The 20,093-nt window shown below is 71.1% G+C and carries 24 protein-coding genes and 1 tRNA gene; 21 read left to right on the forward strand and 4 right to left on the reverse strand.

The genetic code is table 11. The features are described 5' to 3' along the window. Window positions 1–13: 13 nt before the first annotated feature. Window positions 14–105, reverse strand: a tRNA-Sec gene (locus tag JAV51_RS07905). Between the two features lie 72 nt (window positions 106–177). Here JAV51_RS07905 and selD point away from each other — a divergent pair. Together selD and JAV51_RS07915 are read left to right on the forward strand one after the other, a co-directional pair. After that, entirely contained in the window at window positions 178–1,170 is a 993-nt protein-coding gene (selD, locus tag JAV51_RS07910) for a selenide, water dikinase SelD (RefSeq protein WP_197319997.1), read from the forward strand. A gap of 55 nt (window positions 1,171–1,225) precedes the next feature. Continuing rightward, on the forward strand, window positions 1,226–1,690 hold the full coding sequence (locus tag JAV51_RS07915; protein ID WP_197319998.1) for a YbhB/YbcL family Raf kinase inhibitor-like protein: 465 nt from the start codon (window positions 1,226–1,228) through the stop codon (window positions 1,688–1,690). Between the two features lie 37 nt (window positions 1,691–1,727). On the opposite strand, the gene JAV51_RS07920 is transcribed toward JAV51_RS07915, so the two are convergent. Then, the gene (locus tag JAV51_RS07920) at window positions 1,728–3,125 is read right to left on the reverse strand and encodes an aldehyde dehydrogenase (protein WP_197319999.1); all 1,398 of its coding nucleotides are present in this window, start codon (window positions 3,123–3,125) and stop codon (window positions 1,728–1,730) included. 364 nt (window positions 3,126–3,489) lie between these two features. Between JAV51_RS07920 and JAV51_RS07925 the strand changes: the two genes are divergently transcribed. Then, the gene (locus JAV51_RS07925) at window positions 3,490–3,987 is read left to right on the forward strand and encodes a hypothetical protein (RefSeq protein WP_197320000.1); all 498 of its coding nucleotides are present in this window, start codon (window positions 3,490–3,492) and stop codon (window positions 3,985–3,987) included. Window positions 3,988–3,994: 7 nt separating this feature from the next. Here JAV51_RS07925 and JAV51_RS07930 read toward each other — a convergent pair whose 3' ends face one another. After that, window positions 3,995–5,707 carry a serine/threonine-protein kinase gene (locus tag JAV51_RS07930; RefSeq protein WP_197320001.1) on the reverse strand — a complete coding sequence of 571 codons (1,713 nt, stop codon included), beginning with the start codon at window positions 5,705–5,707 and terminating at the stop codon, window positions 3,995–3,997. 154 nt (window positions 5,708–5,861) lie between these two features. Here JAV51_RS07930 and JAV51_RS07935 point away from each other — a divergent pair, with 154 nt between their 5' ends. Genes JAV51_RS07935 through JAV51_RS07985 form a run of 11 tightly spaced genes read left to right on the forward strand, consistent with a single transcriptional unit; the run spans window position 5,862 to window position 11,647 of the window. Beyond that, complete coding sequence (locus JAV51_RS07935; RefSeq protein ID WP_307845773.1) at window positions 5,862–6,515, forward strand: hypothetical protein; 654 nt, start codon at window positions 5,862–5,864, stop codon at window positions 6,513–6,515. A gap of 3 nt (window positions 6,516–6,518) precedes the next feature. Further along, complete coding sequence (locus tag JAV51_RS07940; protein ID WP_197320002.1) at window positions 6,519–7,658, forward strand: SRPBCC family protein; 1,140 nt, start codon at window positions 6,519–6,521, stop codon at window positions 7,656–7,658. A gap of 18 nt (window positions 7,659–7,676) precedes the next feature. Beyond that, entirely contained in the window at window positions 7,677–8,039 is a 363-nt protein-coding gene (gene gvpJ / locus JAV51_RS07945) for a gas vesicle protein GvpJ (protein WP_197320003.1), read from the forward strand. Next, window positions 8,039–8,833 carry a GvpL/GvpF family gas vesicle protein gene (locus JAV51_RS07950; RefSeq protein WP_197320004.1) on the forward strand — a complete coding sequence of 265 codons (795 nt, stop codon included), beginning with the start codon at window positions 8,039–8,041 and terminating at the stop codon, window positions 8,831–8,833. Before gvpJ ends, JAV51_RS07950 begins: the two co-directional genes overlap by 1 nt. A 23-nt stretch (window positions 8,834–8,856) precedes the next feature. After that, on the forward strand, window positions 8,857–9,117 hold the full coding sequence (locus JAV51_RS07955) for a gas vesicle protein GvpG (protein WP_197320005.1): 261 nt from the start codon (window positions 8,857–8,859) through the stop codon (window positions 9,115–9,117). A gap of 3 nt (window positions 9,118–9,120) precedes the next feature. Next, window positions 9,121–9,390, forward strand: a complete 270-nt coding sequence (locus JAV51_RS07960) for a gas vesicle protein (protein ID WP_197320006.1) — start codon at window positions 9,121–9,123, stop codon at window positions 9,388–9,390. Between the two features lie 43 nt (window positions 9,391–9,433). Continuing rightward, window positions 9,434–9,868: a gas vesicle protein gene (locus JAV51_RS07965; RefSeq protein WP_197320007.1), complete on the forward strand. Its 435-nt coding sequence runs from the start codon at window positions 9,434–9,436 to the stop codon at window positions 9,866–9,868. Continuing rightward, window positions 9,861–10,700 (forward strand): GvpL/GvpF family gas vesicle protein, encoded by an 840-nt coding sequence (locus tag JAV51_RS07970; protein ID WP_197320008.1) that lies wholly within the window; start codon window positions 9,861–9,863, stop codon window positions 10,698–10,700. The genes JAV51_RS07965 and JAV51_RS07970 overlap by 8 nt, the downstream gene beginning before the upstream one ends. Next, on the forward strand, window positions 10,697–10,936 hold the full coding sequence (locus JAV51_RS07975) for a gas vesicle protein (RefSeq protein ID WP_307845774.1): 240 nt from the start codon (window positions 10,697–10,699) through the stop codon (window positions 10,934–10,936). The genes JAV51_RS07970 and JAV51_RS07975 overlap by 4 nt, the downstream gene beginning before the upstream one ends. Then, the gene (locus tag JAV51_RS07980) at window positions 10,933–11,244 is read left to right on the forward strand and encodes a gas vesicle protein K (RefSeq protein WP_197320009.1); all 312 of its coding nucleotides are present in this window, start codon (window positions 10,933–10,935) and stop codon (window positions 11,242–11,244) included. Before JAV51_RS07975 ends, JAV51_RS07980 begins: the two co-directional genes overlap by 4 nt. A gap of 25 nt (window positions 11,245–11,269) precedes the next feature. After that, window positions 11,270–11,647, forward strand: a complete 378-nt coding sequence (locus tag JAV51_RS07985) for a DUF6401 family natural product biosynthesis protein (protein WP_197320010.1) — start codon at window positions 11,270–11,272, stop codon at window positions 11,645–11,647. Between the two features lie 48 nt (window positions 11,648–11,695). On the opposite strand, the gene JAV51_RS07990 is transcribed toward JAV51_RS07985, so the two are convergent. Next, entirely contained in the window at window positions 11,696–12,475 is a 780-nt protein-coding gene (locus tag JAV51_RS07990) for a hypothetical protein (protein ID WP_197320011.1), read from the reverse strand. 308 nt (window positions 12,476–12,783) lie between these two features. Between JAV51_RS07990 and JAV51_RS07995 the strand changes: the two genes are divergently transcribed. The 7 genes from JAV51_RS07995 to JAV51_RS08025 all read left to right on the forward strand — a co-directional run bounded on the left by JAV51_RS07995 (window position 12,784) and on the right by JAV51_RS08025 (window position 20,059). Further along, on the forward strand, window positions 12,784–13,932 hold the full coding sequence (locus JAV51_RS07995; RefSeq protein ID WP_197320012.1) for a DnaJ domain-containing protein: 1,149 nt from the start codon (window positions 12,784–12,786) through the stop codon (window positions 13,930–13,932). A 231-nt stretch (window positions 13,933–14,163) separates the two neighbouring features. Continuing rightward, window positions 14,164–14,925 (forward strand): 3-oxoacyl-ACP reductase FabG, encoded by a 762-nt coding sequence (fabG, locus tag JAV51_RS08000; protein WP_197320013.1) that lies wholly within the window; start codon window positions 14,164–14,166, stop codon window positions 14,923–14,925. Then, window positions 14,922–15,383 carry a MaoC family dehydratase gene (locus JAV51_RS08005; protein WP_197320014.1) on the forward strand — a complete coding sequence of 154 codons (462 nt, stop codon included), beginning with the start codon at window positions 14,922–14,924 and terminating at the stop codon, window positions 15,381–15,383. The genes fabG and JAV51_RS08005 overlap by 4 nt, the downstream gene beginning before the upstream one ends. Before the next feature lie 116 nt (window positions 15,384–15,499). Beyond that, on the forward strand, window positions 15,500–16,519 hold the full coding sequence (locus tag JAV51_RS08010; RefSeq protein ID WP_197320015.1) for a phosphotransferase family protein: 1,020 nt from the start codon (window positions 15,500–15,502) through the stop codon (window positions 16,517–16,519). Beyond that, on the forward strand, window positions 16,519–17,727 hold the full coding sequence (locus tag JAV51_RS08015; protein WP_197320016.1) for an acyl-CoA dehydrogenase family protein: 1,209 nt from the start codon (window positions 16,519–16,521) through the stop codon (window positions 17,725–17,727). Before JAV51_RS08010 ends, JAV51_RS08015 begins: the two co-directional genes overlap by 1 nt. Continuing rightward, window positions 17,727–18,923: an acyl-CoA dehydrogenase family protein gene (locus JAV51_RS08020; RefSeq protein WP_197320017.1), complete on the forward strand. Its 1,197-nt coding sequence runs from the start codon at window positions 17,727–17,729 to the stop codon at window positions 18,921–18,923. The genes JAV51_RS08015 and JAV51_RS08020 overlap by 1 nt, the downstream gene beginning before the upstream one ends. Then, on the forward strand, window positions 18,920–20,059 hold the full coding sequence (locus JAV51_RS08025) for an acyl-CoA dehydrogenase family protein (RefSeq protein WP_197320018.1): 1,140 nt from the start codon (window positions 18,920–18,922) through the stop codon (window positions 20,057–20,059). Before JAV51_RS08020 ends, JAV51_RS08025 begins: the two co-directional genes overlap by 4 nt. Window positions 20,060–20,093: the final 34 nt, after the last annotated feature.

The raw sequence follows: 20,093 nt of genomic DNA on the forward strand, positions 1-20,093 counted from the left end.
GCACCGGTCGTCGCGGAGGCGAACGGGAATCGAACCCGCCAACGACGGTGTCCGCCGTTCAACGGTTTTGAAGACCGTGCCGGTCACCAGGCCGGAAGCGCCTCCCTGGGACATACCGACATCGTGCCAGCAAGATTCACTCTGTGCAGTCCGACGATTCCGGGCAGCATGGGCGGCATGGCACACCGACTGACCCAGTACGCCCACGGCGGTGGGTGCGCGTGCAAGATCCCGCCCGGCGAGTTGGAGGACATCGTGCGCGGGCTGGCCGGGGCCGTGCCGAGCTCCCCGCCCGGGGAACTGCTGGTCGGCCTCGACGGCGGTGACGACGCGGCGGCGGTACGCCTCGACGGCGACCGTGCCGTCGTCGCCACCACGGACTTCTTCACGCCCGTGGTGGACGACCCGTACGACTGGGGCCGCATCGCCGCGACCAACGCCCTCTCCGACGTCTACGCGATGGGCGGGACGCCGCTGGTGGCGCTCAACCTGTTGTGCTGGCCTCGGGAGACGTTGCCGTTCGAGCTGGCGTCCGAGGTGCTGCGCGGTGGCGCGGAGGTCTGTGCCGCGGCGAACTGCCACCTCGCGGGCGGGCACAGCGTCGACGACCCGGAACCGAAGTACGGGCTCGCCGTCACCGGACTGGCCTCGGCGGAGACGTTGCTGCGCAACGACGCGGGGCGGCCCGGAATGCCGCTGTCGTTGACCAAACCGCTCGGGGTGGGCGTGCTCAACACCCGGCACAAGGCCACCGGCGAGGTGTTCGGCGAGGCGATCGAGGTGATGACCACGCTGAACGCGGACGCGGCCCGGGCAGCCGTCGAGGCCGGGCATCGCTGTGCCACCGACGTCACCGGGTTCGGGTTCCTCGGGCACCTCTACAAGCTGGCACGCGCCAGCGGAGTCACGGCGGTGGTCGACTCCGCCGCGGTGCCGGTGCTGGACGCGGCCCGGGTGGCCGTGCGCGAGGGCTACGTCTCGGGCGGGACCCGCCGCAACCTCGACTGGGTGCGCCCGCACACCGACCTGTCGGCCGTGTCGGAGGACGTCGCCCTGTTGTTGGCCGACGCCCAGACCTCGGGCGGGCTGTTGGTCGCCGGTGAGATTCCGGGCGCGCCGGTGGTCGGCGAACTCGTGCCACGGGGCGAGCACGTCGTCGTCGTTCGTTGAGCGGTTTGCCCGCAGGGGAGCCGGGAACGCGGTGAGGCGAGGAGAGGAGTGCGACATGGCCGAGGCCGACCGCACCGACATCGAGCTGCACTCGCCCGCGTTCGACGACGGCACCGTCATCCCGGAGCGCTACTCGCGTCAGGGCGGCAACGAAGTGCCTCCGCTGCAGTGGACGCGGGTCCCCGAGGGCACGGAGGAACTCGTGCTGCTGTGCGAGGACCCCGACGCGCCGGGTGGGGTGTTCGTCCACTGGGTCGTCACGGCGATCCCGCCGGACGTGGGCAGCATCGAGGACGCCGCGCCGACCAACGCCGTGCTGGGGCGCAACAGCTTCGGCGAGCTGGGCTGGAGCGGTCCGCAGCCACCGGTGGGCGACGACGCCCACCGGTACTTCTTCCGGCTCTACGCGGTGGACCGCCCGCTGGGGCTCGGTGAGGGCGTCACGGCCGACGACGTGCACGCCGCCCTCGACGACCACGTGTTGGCCACGGGCACGCTCGTCGGCCTGTTCTCGCGCTGAGTCCGGCACCCGGTGTGAACCGAGCGCCGGAGTGGGCTCAGGGCGCGGGTTCGACGTGCACGACCTTGGTCGTGGTGAGTTCGTCGAGCAGTTCCGGCCCGTACCCGTAGCCGTGCCCGCTGGCGCGACGTGGCTGGGCGGCGCCGCCCGGCGCACCTCCGAACACGGCGTTGACCTTCACCGTGCCCACGGGAAGAGCGCGCCACGCCTGCTGCGCGTGCTCCATCGACCGGGTAAGCACGGTGGCCGCAAGCCCGTAGGCGTCGTCACAGGCGAGGGCCAGTCCCTCGGCGAAGTCGTCCACCACGCACACGGGTGCCACCGGGCCGAACGTCTCCTCGCGCATCACGCGCAGGTTCGGATCGCAGTCGGTGAGCACCGTCGCGGGATAGAACGAGCCGGGACCCTCCGGTACGACACCGCCTACTCGGAGCCGCGCTCCCGCCACCACCGCGTCGGCCACGTGGGCGTGCACCGCGTCGCGGTGGCGGGTGTCCACCAGCGGCAACAGTCCCCGGGCGTCGGCGGCGGCCGTGAGGGCGTCGACGAACGGCGTCGCGACGGCACGGTGCACGAAGATGCGCTCCACGGCCACGCAGATCTGCCCGCTGTTGGCGAACGCGCCGAGGGCGGCCTGTTCGGCTGCCCACACTGGATCGACGTCCTCGTCGACGAGCAACGGGTCGTTGCCGCCGTTCTCCAGCAACACTTTCGCGCCGGTCCTGGCGGCGGCCGAGGCCAACCGTCGGCCGGTCGCGGTGCTGCCGACGTGGGCGATCACGTCGACGTCCGGGTTCTCGGCGAGCCACGAGCCGACCTCGCCGTCACCCACGAGGTGCTGCAGCACGCCTTCGGGGAAGACCGGCCGGAGGATCTCGCCGAACAGCAGGCCCGTGTGCGGGCAGCGTTCGCTCGGCTTGGCCACGACCGTGTTCCCCGTGACCAGGGCCGCCCCGAACAGACCGCACGCGACGGCGACCGGGTCGTTCCACGGCGTCAGCGCCACCACCACGCCTCGCGGCTCGGGCACCATCAGGTCGGTCGCCGTCGGTGCGCCCGCCAGCACCCGCCCCCGGTGCACCGGCCCCAGTTCGGCGTACTGGCGGAGCGTGCCCACGCCCGCGAACACTCCCTCTCGCGCCTCGGCCGCCGGGCGACCGGTCTCGGACTCGTTGACCTTGGCGAGATCGTCGGCGCGGTCGGCGAGGGCGTCGGCGGCCTCACGCAACGCTCGGGCACGCGTCTCGGCGGGCGTGGCGGCCCACTGGGCGAAGGCGGCTCGGGCACGGGCGACGGCGGCGGCCGCCTCGTCCTCGGTGGCCATGGCGAGTCGCCCGACCAGACTTCCGTCGACGGGACTGTCGACACGGATGCTGCGTCCGGCGGAGGGGTCGGCCGTCGGCAGGCCGAGCTGGAGAGCGAGGTCGGTCGTCATGGATGGTCGGCACCTCACAGGGGTCGGCGTGACTCGGATCGATCAATGGGAGGACTCGGCGCTCACGGCGTTCGGGCCGTCGTGGGTGCGGTCGGGGATGTTCTCCACGTGCCGCCCGTCGTCGGCTCCGGTGTCCCGTGCTGGAGCAGGCCCTCATTGCCGCCCGGACAGTCCACACCGGACACGCGCAATCCGCAGCCGGACGGGCTCGGCTGGGACATGGTTCTCACCTCCGCGCCGGGCATACCCCGGTGCGAGCCGGGTAACCGACGACGGTGGAAGCCGAACCGGCCGAGTTGCGCCCCACGCCCCTTCTCCCCGCCCGACCGGCGGGCATGCCCGGCGTCGCAGTGGGAGGCCCCGCATGACCACCGCTCTGGTGTGGGAGGGGGAAGCCGACCTGCCGACCGTCCTCGTGTTCGACCCGGCTCCGGCATCCGGGCCGATCGAGCTGCCCACCGCGTGGCGCGCGCTCGCCGAGACCCGGCAGATCCTGTGGTGCCGGTTCGACACCGACGAGGCGCTGGCCGAGGTCGACCGGTTGCTCGCCGACGCCGACGCGTTCGGCAGGCCGATCGACGCCGTCGTCCACGGCGACCCCGCCGACGTGGTGGACGTGCTACGCCGCCACGCCGATCAGCTCCGCTCGATCGTCGTGGTCGACGCCGAACCCGATGCCACGCCGCAGGTGGCCGACGTCCGGATCCTCCCGGTGGGACGTCCCGCCACGCCGCCGCGCGCGATGACCGGCGACGCCGTGCGCGCGGAGGTGGCTGCCGCTCTCGACGCCCTGGACGCCGGCGACGTGGCCGGCCACGGTGAGGCGATGCGCTCGCAGCGCGAACGACACGGCGACGGCTGAAGGCCCGTCACTCGTCGCCGTCGTCGTCCTCGTCGTCGTCCTCGGGCGCGCCCAGGTCGGTGAGGTCGAGCAGCTCGTCGCTGTCGATGAGGGCCTTGCCGTCGCTGACCACCATGCCGAGGCGGTGCGTCTCGCGGACCACCGAGTCCTCCTTGGTGAACTCGACCTCGACCTCGACGACGTGGCCGCTCACGGCGGTGGGGCCGCCGACAACGCGCACGGCCTCGATGCCGTCCCAGAACTCGCGGTAGGCCTCCTCGCCCTGGGCCTGCAGGCCGGGCCCGAGCCGCTGCCAGCCCTGTTCGGCGTTGTCGGGCATCAGCGCGTAGTACTCGGCGACGGCACTTTCGAGTTCGGCCGGGCTCAGCACCTCCGGCTCCGGCGAGTCCGGCGTCTCGTCGGTCGTCTCCGGAGGCGGAGCCTCGCTCTCGGCGTCGGCCGGTGGCGAGGACACGGGCATGCTCACGCTGGTCCCGCCGGTGAGGCCCTGGGAGTCGCCGGGGTCCTCGTCCGCTCCGCCGCCGACCACCAGCTCGGCGATGAGGATGCCCACCGCCGCCGCGGCCAGCACGGCGACCGCGGTGGTCGCGATCCGGGCACGCGACCAGCCTTCCGGCTCCGACGAGCGTGACGCTGCGGGCGCAGGCGTGGCGGGCCCCGTGGGCGGACGGGTGGGTGCGCGGTTGGGACCGCTGGCGTGTGGTCCGGTGGCCGGCCCCTGCTGTGGCCCGGCGGGCGGCAGTGCCGTCCCGGTCGGCGTCCGTGGCCCCGTCGGGTGCTGAAGCGGGACCGGGCCCGTGTTCGGGATCGCCGCCACGGCGGCCGGGTTGTGGTCGACGCGGGTACCGCCCCGCACCGGGTTCGGCGGCATCGTCGGGGCGTCCAGCCCGTCGGGTCGTCCCTCGGACACCGCCCGCAACGCGGCCTCGCACTGCTTCATCGTCGGGCGAGCGTTGGGCTCGGGGTGCAGCATCGCCCGCAACACGTTGTCCAACGTCCCGGCCTGCCGCGGCGGGATGATGGTTCCTGCCGCGACCACGTGCAACATCGCGATCTCGTTGCCGGGGTTCTCGAACGGCGGCCTGCCCTCCACCGCCGCGTACAACGTCGCGCCCAGGGAGAACACGTCGGCGGCGGGCCCGGGTTCGGCGCCGCGCGCCGTCTCGGGAGACAGGAACGCCGGGGTGCCCGCGAGCAGGCCCGTGCTGGTCACCGTGATGTCCCCGGCGGCACGGGAGATACCGAAGTCGGTGATCTTGGCGATGCCGTCGTCGGCGATCAGGATGTTCCCCGGCTTGACGTCCCGGTGGATGACGCCCGCGTCGTGGGCCTTGACCAGCGCCGCCGCGACCTGCGCACCCACGCCCGCGATCTCGGCCGGTGGCAACACACCTCGCTCGGCGAGGATGTCGGAGAGACTGCGCGAGGGCAGGTACTCCATCACCAGCACCGGCTGACCCTCGTGCTCGGCGACGTTGTACACCGAGATGGCGTTGGGGTGTTGCAGGCGAGCTGCGATGCGGCCCTCGCGGAAGGCTCGCTGCCGGGCCTTCTCGGTCTCGGTCTCGTTCAGCCCGGGTGGCAGCAACAACTGCTTGACGGCCACCGAACGGTCCAGCATGACGTCGACCGCGCGCCAGACGACGCCCATCGCACCGCTGCCGATCTGATGTTCCAGGCGATAACGCCCGGCGATCAGTGTCTCGTCGCCCTCACTCACTCGCGGCCCCTCCTGTCGACCACGGACAGACTAGAGCGTCACGATCACGGTCCCCGCCCAGGTCCGGCAACCTGCGCGCTCTCGAATCTTGGAAGCCCTCCGCGTCGCGCGCCGCGTTTCCCGTTCACCCCAACGGGGTAATTGCGTCGGGTCCGTGACTCCGATCGAGGAGACGTTCATGAAACGCGGCGCGCAGACCGCCGCGGCCATCGTCGCAGGGTATTTCCTTGGCCGAACCAAGAAGATGCGCCTGGCTTTGATGATCGCCGCGGCAGGTGCCACGGGAAGGCACGGCACGAAGACCAGCGGGCTCCTGAAGTCGGGACTCGCCCAACTCGGCGACTCGGCCGAATTGGGCAAGCTCACCGAGAGCGTCCGAGGCGAGCTGCTGACGGCCGCTCGGGCTGCGGCCACGAAGGCGGCCACCTCGCGTATCGAGTCGGTGACCCGGAGGCTGTCCGACGACTCCGGCGGCTCCGACGACGAGGCGTCCGGCGAGGAGACGTCCGACGAGGAGACGGAGGAACCGACATCCGAGTCGGCCGACGAGACCGAGGCCGCCGAGAAGCCCGCCCGCAGGTCGGCCTCACGGCGACCGTCCCGAGCGTCGGAGGACGACGAACCACCCTCCCGCTCGCGACCTCGACGTCGTCCCTCCTCGGGCGAGGGCAACCGGCGTCCGGTTCGACGCCGGCGTGACGACGCCGAGACCGATTCCTCGACCGACCACGACGACGGTGACGGCCGCCCACGGACTCGGGCCCGTTCGTCCGCCGGTCCGTCACCGGTACGCAGGCGCGGGAGGTGACCGATGACCAGGGCAGCACGCGCAGCAGCAGGGAAGGCGACGAGCACGGCCAAGGGCGCGGCGAGCGGCACCCGCAAGGCGGCGGGCACGGCGAAGGACACGGCGAAGGACACAGCCGGGGACGCCGCGGACACGGTGAGCGACGCGGCGCCGGGCGGTGACCTGACGAGCGCGTTGAGCACGTTGGTGGGCGTGGCCGCGAAGAAGGCCGGGTCGATGGTCTCCGACAAGGTGAGCGAGTCGGCCGGTCGGCTCACCGACTACGCCTCGGGGCAGGGTGACGGCGGTTTGATGACCGCGCTGACGGGCGCGAAGAAGCTGGCCGAGGGCAAGAGTCCGGTGGGCGCCGCGTTGAGCACCGGCGCCTCGAAGGTCGGCGAGAAGATCAAGAAGGCGTTCGGCGGCGGTGGCAAGAAGGGCGGCGGGCTGAAGCTCACCAACATCGTCGAACACATCGACGTCGGCGTGCCGGTCGAGGTCGCCTACGACCAGTGGACCCGGTTCACCGATTTCCCGTCCTTCATGAAGAAGGTCGAGAACGTCGAGCAGGAGTCCGACGAGAAGCTGACGTGGAAAGCCCAGATCCTCTGGTCGCATCGGACGTGGGAGGCCACGATCACCGACCAGGTGCCGGACGAGCACATCGTGTGGCGGTCCAAGGGCGCGAAGGGCTACGTCGACGGCGTGGTGACCTTCCACGAGTTGGCCCCGCGCCTCACCCGCATCCTCGTGGTCCTGGAGTACCACCCGCAGGGCTTCTTCGAGCAGACCGGGAACTTGTGGCGCGCGCAGGGTCGGCGCGTCCGCCTGGAGCTGAAGCACTTCCGTCGGCACGTGATGACCCAGACCCTGCTGAACCCGGACGAGGTCGAGGGCTGGCACGGAACCATCCACGACGGCGAGGTCGTCGACGACGGCAGCGAGGGGCGGCCGCGGGATCGAGACGAGGACGAACGCGAGGACTACGACGACGAGGACCTCGACTACGACGACGACTACGACGAGGAAGACGACGAAGAAGAAGACGACGACTACGACGACGACTTCGAGGACGACGAGGACGAGGACGAGCAGGAGTCCTCTTCGGACAGACAATCGAACGAGGCGGACGGCGACACGCGCGCTCGACGCCGTCGCCGCTGAAGAAGAAGGGCTCACCACGTGACCACTGCAGTTGCCGCCACCGGAGGCGGCGGAGGTCCCTCACCGTCCGGTTTGGCGGACGTGATCGACACGATCCTCGACAAGGGACTGGTGATCGACGCCTACGTGCGGGTGTCGCTGGTCGGGATCGAGTTGCTGACCATCGATGCGCGCATCGTCGTGGCCAGTGTGGACACCTACCTTCGGTTCGCCGAGGCCACCAACCGGTTGCAGGTGTCCGACGACGACAAGAAGGGACTTCCCGAGCTCATCGAGGACATGAACTCGGGTGCCGCGAAGTCACGGACCAAGGGCGCTCTCGAAGCGGCCGGGGACAAGCTGCGCGACGTGCTCGGTGAGACCGAGGAGGAGAAGTCCTGATGGCGACCACAGCGACTCCCGAGGCCGAGACCACCGCCTCCGGCACCGCCGTCTACATCTACGGCATCGTCCCGTCCGACGTCGAACTCGACGGCGGGGACGTGACGGGGATCGGCGATCCGCCCGGAGCGATCGACACCGTGCGACACGGCGACATCGCCGCCCTCGTGAGCGAGATCAAGGTCGACCGGCCGCTCGGCACGCCGGACGACCTGAGGGCGCACGCACGCATCCTCGATGCCTCGGCCGCCGAGGTTCCCGTCCTGCCGCTGCGGTTCGGCGCGGTGGTCACCGACCGGGACGCGGTGACCGACGAGTTGCTGGCCCAGCACCACGACGAGTTCGCCGCCGCGCTCGACGAGCTGGAGGGCAAGGCGCAGTACCTCCTCAAGGGCCGCTATGACGAACGCGCCGTCATCAACGAGATTCTCGACGAGAACTCCGACGCCGCACGGCTGCGCGACGCGATCCGCGACAAGCCCGAGGAGGCCACGCGCAACGAACGCCTGGCGCTGGGAGAGCTCATCGCCAACACGATCGCCGCGAAACGCGAGGCGGACACCGCCACCGCGGTGCGGGCGTTGGAGGACCTCGGCGTCGAGGTGTCCGTGCGCGAGGCCACCCACGAGCGGGATGCCGTGTACGTCGCGTGCCTCGCGACCGTGGCCGACCAGCGCGACCTGGAGGACGTGGTCGACGACCTCGCCCGCCAGTGGGACGAGCGGGTGGAGCTGAAACTGACGGGCCCGCTCGCGCCCTACGACTTCGTCCACACGACTCGACCGAGCGGTTGAGACCGACCGAAGGAGGCACCGACGTGGGTGTGGTGACGGCGATCCTGGGGCTGCCTTTGGCCCCGGTCCGCGCGGTCGTGTCCCTGGCGGACGTGATCCGCGAGCAGGTGGACCACGAGCTCTACGACCCCGCGTCGGTGCGCCGGGAGCTGGAAGCCGCCGAGGAAGCGCGCGCCGCGGGCGAGATCACGGCCGAGGAGGAGGCCGAGATTCAGCAGCGTGTCCTCGGCAGGCTCACCGGTTACGACGGGACGGACCCGGGCGACGACCCCGGGGGGCGGTGACACATGGCATCGGACCTCGACGAGGTGACCGCCTCGGAGGCCGCCGAACTCGCCCTCGGCCACGTCGAACGGCTCACCAAGCGCCAGCCGCTCGGGGTGACGTCCGTGCGCCCCACCGAGGAGGGCTGGTTGGCGGAGGTGGAGGTGATCGAGGAGAGCCGGGTGCCCTCCACCGCCAACATCCTCGGCCTCTACGAGGTCGATCTGGAACCGGACGGGGAGTTGGTCTCCTACCGCCGCACCCGCCGCTACGCCCGGGGTCACACCGAATGAGACCCCCACTCGCTTCGCACGTAAGGAAAGGCTCGACCCACACATGACCTCATCAGGACGCCCCGGTTCGGCGCTGACCTCGTCGACGGGGTCGGCGGCGAGCCACCAGCCCGGAAACCTCGGCGACATCCTGGAGCGAGTCCTCGACAAGGGTCTCGTCATCGCGGGCGACATCCAGGTGAACCTGCTCGACATCGAACTGCTGACCATCAAGCTGCGCCTCGTGGTCGCCTCGTTGGAGACGGCCAAGGAGGTGGGCATCAACTGGTGGGAGAACGATCCCTGGCTCACCGGGAACAACGGTCGGAAGCAGACCGAGCAAGGACGCGAGCAGAGCGAGCTCGAACGCGAGAACCGGGAGCTGCGCCGACGGCTGGAGGCGTTGGAAGCCCGCAGTGCCGCGCCGCAGGTGGAGGACGGGTCACGCGTCGACGACGTGATCGACGCCGAGCCGGTGCCGGAGGAACGCGATGGCTGACGACCCGACGACGGGACTCTGGCTGTACGCGGTGGCGCGCGGACTCGACGTGGCGTCGCTGGACGCGTTGCGGGGTGTCGGCGACGCCCCGGTGCGCGGCATCGCGGTCCCCACCCCGGAGAGCGAGCCGCTGACCGCCGTCGTCAGCCCGGTGTCGCTGGACGAGTTCGGCGAGCAGGCGTTGCGCCGTAACCTGGAGGACCTCGACTGGCTCGCCGCCACCGCCCGCGCCCACGACGCCGTCGTGGCGGCCGTGTCCGACGCCGCGTCGGCGGCCGTGCCGCTGCGGCTGGCCACCGTGTGCTTCGACGACGAGCGGGTGCGTCGCCTCGTGGAGGAAGGCAGGCGCGAGTTCGTCACCACGCTCGATGCCCTGACCGGCCGGACCGAGTGGGGTGTCAAGGTCTACGCCGATCTGACCGCGCTCGCCGGCGCGGCCGAACCGGCGCGAGCCGCCTCGACGTCGACCTCCGGAGGTGGCGGAGCGGGAGCGGCCTACCTGCGGCGGCGCAAGGCCGCGTTGTCGGCGCGGGAGACCGGCGAGCAGATCGCCGCCGGACACGCCGAACGACTGCACGCCCGGCTGGCGGATTCGGCCGTGGCCAGCCGTCGCCACCCGCCGCAGGACCCGAAGCTGTCCGGCGAGCGGGCGCACATGGTGCTCAACGGCGCCTACCTCGTGGCCGACGACCGGGCGAGCGCGTTCGCCGAGCTGGTGCACGCGCTCGACGGCGAACACCCGGCCGTCCGCGTGGAACTCACCGGCCCGTGGCCGCCGTACTCCTTCGCCGCCGTGGGCCAGGACCAGCCTCGACGTTCGGAGCAACCGTGACCCAGCCGCCCCGTCCCGACACCATGGACCTCCTCGAACCGGTCGCCGACGAGGTGAGCGTGAGTTCGCCCGAGCGCCGGATCGCCCTGGTGGACCTGCTCGACCGGGTCCTCGCCGGGGGCGTGGTGCTGACCGGCGAGGTGCGGTTGTGCATCGCCGACGTCGACCTGGTGCACGTCTCGTTGCGTGCCTTGATCACGTCGGTGGGAACGCTGAACCGAGGAGGTCGGCCGTGAGCGACGCCACCGGTGACCCGCGTTACCGCAATCCCCTCGCGGAGCGCATCGACTCCGACCCCGAGAACGTCGAACACGGTTTGGCGAGCCTGGTCCTGACCATCATCGAGCTGTTGCGGCAGATCATGGAACGGCAGGCGTTGCGTCGCGTCGACGACGGTGATCTCACCGACGAGCAGGTGGAACGCATCGGCCAGACGCTGATGAAGCTGGAGGAGCGGATGGAGGAGCTGCGCGAGCACTTCGGGCTCGCGCCCGAAGACCTGAACATCGATCTGGGTCCGCTCGGTCCTCTGCTCGGCGACTGAGAGCGATTTCCTATGCTGTCGCGCCATGAGTTCGTTGACCGGCGCGCAGCAGGTGGCCTTCGCCCGACGTGACCTGGACGCGCTCACGCGGCGGCTCCGCGCCGCCGGAGTGACGGCGTCGACACTGGGTCCGGCGCAGCTCGCAGGCGTGGACCAGCACGCGGCCGCCGTGCGCGACATCCTGTCGATCGAAAGCGCCACGTTCGGCGTCGTCGAGCTGGCCGCCTACGCCCAGGGGGTGCTCGACGGGGCGGCGGAGGCCGACTGGACGCCCGAGACGCACTTCCTCTCCTCGTGCCCGACCGGCGAGTGGATCGTGCTGCGGTTGCTCGCGGTGTGCGCGCTCGCCGACGCCCAGGCAGGCGACGACGTGCCGGACATCGACCCGCTGCTCTTCTCCTGACACGACGACGCCGGGCCGCCGTGGCGACCCGGCGTGTCCCGGCGGATCTCACGACGACGTCGGCGGCTGCGTGGTGCGCCGCGTCTGCTCCCCCTGTGCCTCGAACGGCTCGGTCTGCGCACGGCTGACGTCCTCCCGGCCGCGCTGGTAGGCCTCCGCCTGCGCCCGGGCGTTGGGCATCTCCTCCTCGGCGCGGTTGAGCCAGCGATCCCAGCGCTGCTGCATGGGCCGCATCAGGCCACCGCCGACCCCGATGGCGAGGATCGCCCCGATCGTCGCGAGCACCGCGATGAGCACCGGGGTCGTGACCGTCGTGGCGATGCCGATCTGGTTCAGGGCGGCGATCACACCGAGACCGACGATGATCACCTGCACTGCGGTGGCGACCGCGCGGCCGTAGCTCAGGCCGCTCATGACGCCCATCATGAGGTCCTTGACACCGCTGGCGACGGCCGTGACCACGACGATGATCACGATGGCGACGATGGCCCTCGGCAGCCAGGCCACGATCGCGGCCAGCAGGTCGCTCACCGGGTTCGGCCCGAAGACCCCGAAGGCGAGCTGCAGCGCAATCAACAACACGGCGTAGAACACGATGGCCGCGACAAGACCGCTCGCGTCGTAGCGCGACCCCTCCAGCGCGCGCTTGATACCGCCGCGCTCCACCGCCCGGTCGAAGTTGAGCCGCTCCAACACGACGTCGACCAGCTTGCGCAGACCTTTGGCGATCAGCCACCCGATGAGAAGGATGACCAGGAAGGCAGCGAACTTCGGCAGGAAGGTGATGACCGACCGAAGGGCTTCGTTGAACGATTCCGTGATGTTCATCGGGGGTTCACATCCTTTCCGTGGCCGGCCGGTCCTCGTCACGTCACTGGGCCGGACCACTCGGATCCGCCCGTGCCGGGCCACACGGTTCGTCGGCTGTGCCGGGGAGTACCCGGTTTGCGCCCCGAAACTCACGAACCGTAGACACCCTTTCGGGAGCGCATCGCTCCACCCGGGTGACACTCAACGGTCGAAACCCCCGCAAACTCCCATCAATAGCACACTCTGGGTGATCGTCTACACACAGGTCGTTGTCACCGTCGCGCGGTGGCACGCCATAGTGTGAGCGCCCGCGAGCGGAGGTGATCGTGTCCGAGGTCGACTACTACGCGGTGCTGGGCGTCGAGCGCGACGCCTCCCCGGCCGAGATCAAGTCGGCGTACCGCACCCTCGCACGGAAGGCTCACCCTGACGCGGGAGGGTCCGCGGAGGAGTTTCAACTGCTGCGGCAGGCCTACGAGACGCTGTCCGATCCGGTCCTGCGGGCGGCGTACGACCGTCGTGGTCGACGGCCGTCGCTGGCCCTCTCCGCGGAGACCCGCGCGAGCCGGTGGTCCCGACCTCGTCGCTTCGGCGAGGACCCCGATTTCGTGCCGTCCGCGCCGAGCATCGACGTCGACTCCCTCACCTGGTGGCACCTCGTCGGCGACGCCGCCCGGGTGCATTACGCACATCCCGGCTCCCCCGGGCACGCCACGGCCGCGGGTGCGGCGGGCGGCATGGTGCTGTTGCCGCTGCCGCTGCTCCTGCCGTTCGCGTTCTCCGCGTGGTTGACGGCGGTGTGGGCGCTGCTGATGGTGTCCGCGGCGGCCGCTGCCGCGCTGCTGGTGCGGCGGCACCTCGAATCGCTGCGCACGGTGCGGGCGTTCCGCAGCGAGTTCGGCGACCGTGTCGTGTTCGGCGCTCCGGGGTCGGAGGACGACGAGGCCGTCCAGCGACTGACCGCCGAGCTGTGCGAGCGCTACCTCACCCGCCTGCCCGGCGTCCGCATCTTCCACGGCCTCGCGTGGCCCGACTCGGTGTTCGCCGACATCCACCACGCCGTCCTGTGCGGGCGCAGGCTCGTCCTGGTCGAGTCGAAGTCGTGGCTGCCGGGGCACTACGGACTGGCCGACGACGGCACGCTCACCCGCAACGGCCGCCGGTTCCGCGGCGGCGGCTCCCAGCTCCCCACCGGCATCGAGGCGTTCCGCCGCCTGCTCCCCGACGTCGAGGTGCTCGGCGTTCTGGTGGTGTATCCCAGCCGGGACGGCGAGCTCACCGCCGACGAGCCGTACCTCGACGACCTCGTCGGGACCGACGAGGCGGTGCCGCTGACGCCCGAGCAGTTCGTGGAGCACGTCGGGGACTGGCTGGCCACCGAACCGGTCACCGTCGACCGGCACGTCTTCCGCACGGTGCTGCAACAGGTCGTCGACAGTTCCTCGAACACCGAATCCCCGGCCGCCGCCGGCTGAGCCCGGCCAGGCCGCCGCCACGGCGGGAGAGGCGACCGCTGCGCCCGGGCCGCCCTGGTCACGTCGACGTACTACCGCCCCGTCACCTGGGGCGCGGGAACGATCACACCCCCGAATCGGCCGATCCCCTGGTACGGTACTAAGCGCACGCTTACCACTGCCCAACGACACTCGACGACGAGGAGCCCGACGGGCCGCCGTGCGTTCGAGCGTCCGAACGAAAGGACTGCTGTGACCGATTCCCCCTCTCGCGTCGCCATCGTCACCGGTGCCGGACGTGGCATCGGCTCCGCGATCGCCCAGCGTCTCGCCTCCGACGGCTTCGCCGTCGCCCTGCTCGACCTTGCCGAGGACGCCGTGAAGGCCGGTGCCGACGCGATCAACGCCGACGGCGGCCGCGCGATCGGTGTCGCCGTGGACGTGTCCGACGCCGAGGCGGTGGACACGGCCGTGGCCACGGTGGTGGAGCAGCTCGGCGCACCGACCGTGCTGGTCAACAACGCGGGCATCACCCGCGACAACCTGCTCTTCAAGATGTCCGAGAGCGACTGGGACTCGGTGATGAACGTGCACCTGCGGGGCTCCTTCCTGATGAGCCGGGCCGCGCAGAAGCACATGACCGAGCAGGGCTGGGGCCGGATCGTGAACCTCTCCAGCACCTCGGCCCTCGGCAACCGCGGACAGGCGAACTACGCCGCCGCGAAGGCGGGCCTGCAGGGCTTCACCAAGACCCTGGCGATCGAACTCGGCAAGTTCGGCGTCACCGTCAACGCCATCGCCCCTGGCTTCATCGAGACCGAGATGACGGCGGCGACGGCCGAGCGCGTCGGGGTGCCGTTCGAGGACTTCAAGAAGGCCGCCGCCGCGGAGATCCCGGTGCGCCGGGTGGGGCAGCCGTCCGACATCGCCGGTGTCGTGTCGTTCCTCGTCAGCGACGACGCGTCGTTCGTGTCCGGCCAGGTCATCTACGTGGCGGGTGGGCCGAAGGCATGAGCGAGCCGCGCACCTTCGCCGACGTCGAGGAGTTCGCCGCCGCGGTCGGGCAGCCGCTCGGCACGGGCCCGTGGCACGAGATCACCCAGGAGCAGGTGAACCTCTTCGCCGACGCCACCGACGACCACCAGTGGATCCACGTCGACCTGGAGAAGGCTGCGGCGGGACCGTTCGGAGCCCCCATCGCGCACGGCTACCTGACGCTGTCGCTGATCCCCAGCCTCGGTGCGGACATCTACCGCATCGAGAACCTGCGGATGGGCATCAACTACGGGCTCAACAAGGTCCGCTTCCCGCAGCCGGTGACGGTGGGCTCCCGCATCAGGGCGCACGCCGAGCTGGTGTCGGTGACGCCCGGCGCGCAGGGCAGCCAGGCCGTCGTGAAGTGGACGATCGAGATCGAGGGCGTCGACAAGCCCGCCTGTGTCGCCGAGACCGTCGCGCTGCTGGTGGCGTAGCCCCGCACGGCCACGACGAGTCGGCCGCGAGACACACGAACCGTGCGGACGTGGTGCCGTTCGGCATCGGCCGTACCGACCGGTCGGTACCACGTCCGCCGTGACGAGGAGGTCACATGAGCGCAGAGTCCCCACCCGGCCTCGATCTGACCCGGTTGCGAGCGCGGCTGGACGCCGACCGCCCGGGGCTGGTGACGGGAGCGCTGAACGCGCGGCTCGTCGAGGGCGGCCGGTCGAACCTCACCTACGTCGTCGACGACGGCACACACCGGTGGGTGGTCCGGCGGCCTCCGCTGGGACACGTGCTGCCCACCGCCCACGACATGGTGCGCGAGCACACGGTCATCAGCGCCCTCGGCCCCACGGACGTGCCCGTCCCGCCCACCGTGTTGTTGTGCACCGACGAGTCGGTGATCGGCGCGCCGTTCTACGTCATGGACTTCGTCGAGGGCACGCCGTACCGGCGGCGCGACCAACTCGCCGCCCTCGGCGCCGAGCGCACCCGCGCGATCGCCGAGGCGATGATCGACACGCTCGCTCGCCTGCACGCCGTCGACCACACCGAGGTGGGGCTGGCGGAGTTCGGCAGGCCGGAGGGCTACCTGGAGCGGCAACTGCGGCGTTGGGGCAAGCAGCTCGACGCCTCCCGCAGCCGCGACATCCCGGGGATCGACACGTTGCGCGAGCGACTGTCGGCCCGACTGCCCAGCTCGCCGGAGCCGACCATCGTGCACGGCGACTACCGGCTGGACAACCTGCTCGTCGACGACCACGACCAGGTCACCGCCGTCCTGGACTGGGAGATGTCCACGCTCGGCGACCCGCTCACCGACATCGCGTTGCTCATCGCCTACACCGAGGGAGAGGCGTTGGGTGACGAGATCTCCAGCGTGGCGACCGCTCCCGGCTTCCCACCCGTGCGTGACCTCGTCGCCCGGTACAGCGCCACGTCGGGACGCGACACCTCCGCCATGAACTGGTATCTCGGGTTCGCGTTCTTCAAGCTCGCCGTGATTCTGGAGGGTATCCACTTCCGGCACACCCAGGGCAAGACCGTCGGGGAAGGATTCGACCGCATCGGCGCGAGCGTCGCGCCGCTGGTGGCACGCGGCAACGCCACCCTGGAGGAGGACTGATGGACTTCGCGTACGACGCCACCACCGAGCACTACCGCGAGCTGTTGCTCGCCTTCCTCGACGAGCACGTCTACCCCGCCGAGGCCGTGCTGGCGGAGCAGACGAAGACGGCGGAGAACCCGTGGGACACGCTGCCGGTCGTCGAGGAGCTCAAGGCCGAGGCTCGGCGCCGGGGACTGTGGAACCTGTTCCTGCCCGGCGAGCGGGGCGCGGGACTCACCAACACCCAGTACGCGCCGCTGGCCGAGCTGATGGGACGCAGCCCGCACCTGGCTCCCGTCGCCACCAACTGCGCGGCCCCGGACACGGGCAACATGGAGCTGCTGACCGAGTTCGGCACGCCGGAGCAGCAGAAGCAGTGGCTGGAACCGTTGCTGGAGGGCGAGATCCGGTCGGCGTTCGCGATGACCGAGCCCGACGTCGCCTCGTCCGACGCCCGCAACGTGAGCACGCGCATCGAACGCGACGGCGACGAGTACGTGATCACGGGTCGCAAGTGGTTCATCTCCGGGGCCATGAACCCGCGGTGCCAAATCTTCATCGTCATGGGCAAGACCGACCCCGACGCCGAACCCCACCGGCAGCAGAGCATGGTGCTCGTCCCCCGGGACACGCCCGGACTGGAGGTCCGGCGCCCGATGACCGTCTTCGGGTACGGCGACGAGGAGTCCGGCGGGCACGCCGAGGTGGTCTTCGACCGGGTCCGCGTCCCCGCGAGCAACCTCATCGGCGGTGAGGGCGACGGCTTCGCGATCGCCCAGGCCCGCCTCGGACCGGGCCGCATCCACCACTGCATGCGCGCCATCGGCATGGCGGAACGCGCGATCGAACTGATGTGTCGGCGCGCGGTCTCGCGGGTGGCGTTCGGCAAACCGCTCGCCGAGCAGGGCGTGGTGCAGGACTGGATCGCCGAGTCGCGGGTCCGGGTCGAGCAGCTCCGGCAACTGGTGCTCAAGACCGCCTGGCTCATGGACACCGTGGGCAACAAGGGCGCGCACACCGAGATCCAGGCCATCAAGATCGCCACGCCGCGCACGGTGGAGTGGATCCTCGACAAGGCCGTCCAGCTCCACGGCGCGGGCGGCGTCAGCCAGGACTTCCCGCTGGCGTCGCTGTGGGCGGGGGTACGCACGCTCCGGTTGGCCGACGGGCCGGACGAGGTGCACAAGCGCTCCCTCGCCCGGCGTGAGCTGAAGAGGTACCTGTGATGGACGAGGTGAACTCTCAGCAGCGTGACGAGCTGCGGGACCGGGTGGCGGCGCTGCTGGCCGACCACGATCCCGCCACCACCGACCGGCTGGACTTCCTGCGGGCCCGCTTCGACGCGGGACTGGCCTGGGTGCACTTCCCCGTCGGGCTCGGTGGTCTCGGCCTGGCCAGGGAGGCACAGGCCGTGGTCGACGCCGCGCTGGCCGCGGCGGGCGCGCCCGACAACGACCCTCGCCGCAACGGCATCGGGCTCGGCATGGCGGCTCCGACGATCCTCGCCGTCGGCACCGAGGAGCAGAAACGCCGCTTCCTGCGTCCACTCTGGACCGGCGAGGAGATCTGGTGTCAGCTCTTCAGCGAGCCCGGCGCGGGCTCGGACCTGGCGGCACTGGCGACCCGAGCCGTGCGCGACGGGCAGGACTGGGTGGTGAACGGCCAGAAGGTGTGGACGTCCTCCGCCCACAACGCCCGCTGGGCGATCCTGCTGGCCCGCACCGACCCGGACGTGCCGAAGCATCGCGGCATCACGTACTTCGTCTGCGACATGACGGCCCCGGGCGTCGAGGTGCGTCCACTGCGGCAGATCACCGGTGAGGCGGAGTTCAACGAGGTGTTCCTCACCGACGTGCGCATTCCCGACGCCCACCGCCTCGGCGATGTCGGTGAGGGCTGGCGGGTCGCGCAGACGACGCTCATGAACGAGCGCGTGGCCATCGGCGGCAACGTCGCGCCCCGCGAGAGCGGCATCCTCGGCCGGGTCACCGAGACGTGGCGGACCCGTCCCGAGCTGCGCACCGCCGAACTGCACGAACGCCTGCTGCGGTTGTGGGTCGAGCAGGAGGCGGTCCGGCTCGCGGGTGTGCGGCTGCGACAGCAGCTCGCCGCCGGGGCGCCCGGGCCGGAGGGGTCGGCGATGAAACTCGCGTTCGCCCGGCTCGCGCAGGCGTTGTCCGGCCTGGAGGTCGAGTTGTCGGGCGAGGACGGGCTGCGATACGACGACTGGTCGTTGCGTCGACCGGAGATCGTCGACTTCACCGGCCGCGAGGCCGGCTACCGGTACCTGCGCGCGAAGGGCAACTCCATCGAGGGCGGGACCTCGGAGGTGCTGCGCAACATCATCGCCGAACGGGTCCTCGGGCTGCCCGCCGAACCCAGGACGGACAAGGACGTCGCGTGGAAGGACCTGCCTCGATGAGCACACCCGACCTGCTCTACTCCGACGTCGAGACCGAGCTGAGGGCGACGGTGCGGGACGTGCTCACCGACCGCGGTCTGCCCGCCTCACTCGTGTCCGGAATGGACAGCGAACCGGCATACGACCCGGCGTTGTGGCGGACTCTGGCGAACGACCTCGGCCTGGCAGGACTCCCGGTGCCGGAGCACCTCGGCGGGCAGGGGGCGTCGTTCCGGGAGACGGCGCTCGTGCTGGAGGAACTCGGCCGCGCCGTCGCGCCCGTCCCGTTCCTCGGCAGCGCGGTGCTCGCGACGTCGGTGCTGCTGCACGCGGACCCGGACGCCGAGCCGGTGGCCGCTCTGCTGCGACGGCTCGCGACGGGCGAGGCCACGGGCGCGGTCGCCGTGACGTTCTCCACGCCCCCGCACGCGGAGTTCCCGACCACGGTGCGCACGGCGGACGGCCTGCTCGACGGCACGGTGACCACAGTGGCCGACGCGTCCGTGGCCGACGTGCTCGTGGTGCCCGCCGCGACCACCGACGGGCCTGCCCTGTTCGCGGTGGAGGTCACGGCCGAGGGTGTCGACGTCGACGAGGTCATTTCGTTCGACCTGACCCGCCGCGTGGCCGACGTGCGACTGCGGCAGACTCCCGCGCGAGAACTCGTCCGGGGCGACGCCGCCGTCACCGCGCTCACCCGAGGACTGTGCTGCGCGGCCGGGTTGCTGGCCTCCGAACAGCTCGGGGTGGCGCAGTGGTGTCTGGACACGACCGTGGACTACGTGCGGCAGCGCCACCAGTTCGGTCGACCGGTCGGCTCGTTCCAGGCCCTCAAGCACCGGCTCGCCGACGTGTGGCTGGATCTGGTGACCGCCCGGGCCGCCGCCCGCTACGCCGCCGACGTCCTGTCCTCCCCCGAGGCGTTCGGCCCGGACTCCGACGTCGAGGTGGCGGTGGCCGTCGCACAGTCCGCGTGCTCCACGACAGCCGTCCACGCGGCGGAGGAGGCGATCCAGCTCCACGGCGGCATCGGCATGACCTGGGAGCACCCGGCCCACCTGTACCTCAAGCGTGCCAAGGCCGACGAACTCGCCCTCGGCACGCCGGGCCGCCATCGTGCGCGCCTGGCCGAGGTGGTCGACCTACCCCCGGCGTGATCGCGGGAGTGGTTCCCTCAGCGGGCGGCGTCGC

The sequence above is a fragment of the Saccharomonospora sp. NB11 genome (assembly GCF_015910535.1).
Classification (GTDB): Bacteria; Actinomycetota; Actinomycetes; order Mycobacteriales; family Pseudonocardiaceae; genus Saccharomonospora.

Coding starts and splice junctions, on each gene's coding strand:
- selD (WP_197319997.1), top strand. CDS start 178: ATGGCACACCGACTGACCCAGTACGCCCACGGCGGTGGGTGCGCGTGC.
- JAV51_RS07970 (WP_197320008.1), top strand. CDS start 9,861: ATGGCTGACGACCCGACGACGGGACTCTGGCTGTACGCGGTGGCGCGC.
- JAV51_RS08015 (WP_197320016.1), top strand. CDS start 16,519: ATGGACTTCGCGTACGACGCCACCACCGAGCACTACCGCGAGCTGTTG.
- JAV51_RS08010 (WP_197320015.1), top strand. CDS start 15,500: ATGAGCGCAGAGTCCCCACCCGGCCTCGATCTGACCCGGTTGCGAGCG.
- JAV51_RS07965 (WP_197320007.1), top strand. CDS start 9,434: ATGACCTCATCAGGACGCCCCGGTTCGGCGCTGACCTCGTCGACGGGG.
- JAV51_RS07950 (WP_197320004.1), top strand. CDS start 8,039: ATGGCGACCACAGCGACTCCCGAGGCCGAGACCACCGCCTCCGGCACC.
- JAV51_RS07940 (WP_197320002.1), top strand. CDS start 6,519: ATGACCAGGGCAGCACGCGCAGCAGCAGGGAAGGCGACGAGCACGGCC.
- JAV51_RS07985 (WP_197320010.1), top strand. CDS start 11,270: ATGAGTTCGTTGACCGGCGCGCAGCAGGTGGCCTTCGCCCGACGTGAC.
- JAV51_RS08020 (WP_197320017.1), top strand. CDS start 17,727: ATGGACGAGGTGAACTCTCAGCAGCGTGACGAGCTGCGGGACCGGGTG.
- JAV51_RS07915 (WP_197319998.1), top strand. CDS start 1,226: ATGGCCGAGGCCGACCGCACCGACATCGAGCTGCACTCGCCCGCGTTC.
- JAV51_RS07925 (WP_197320000.1), top strand. CDS start 3,490: ATGACCACCGCTCTGGTGTGGGAGGGGGAAGCCGACCTGCCGACCGTC.
- JAV51_RS07920 (WP_197319999.1), bottom strand. CDS start 3,125: ATGACGACCGACCTCGCTCTCCAGCTCGGCCTGCCGACGGCCGACCCC.
- JAV51_RS08025 (WP_197320018.1), top strand. CDS start 18,920: ATGAGCACACCCGACCTGCTCTACTCCGACGTCGAGACCGAGCTGAGG.
- JAV51_RS08005 (WP_197320014.1), top strand. CDS start 14,922: ATGAGCGAGCCGCGCACCTTCGCCGACGTCGAGGAGTTCGCCGCCGCG.
- JAV51_RS07990 (WP_197320011.1), bottom strand. CDS start 12,475: ATGAACATCACGGAATCGTTCAACGAAGCCCTTCGGTCGGTCATCACC.
- JAV51_RS07960 (WP_197320006.1), top strand. CDS start 9,121: ATGGCATCGGACCTCGACGAGGTGACCGCCTCGGAGGCCGCCGAACTC.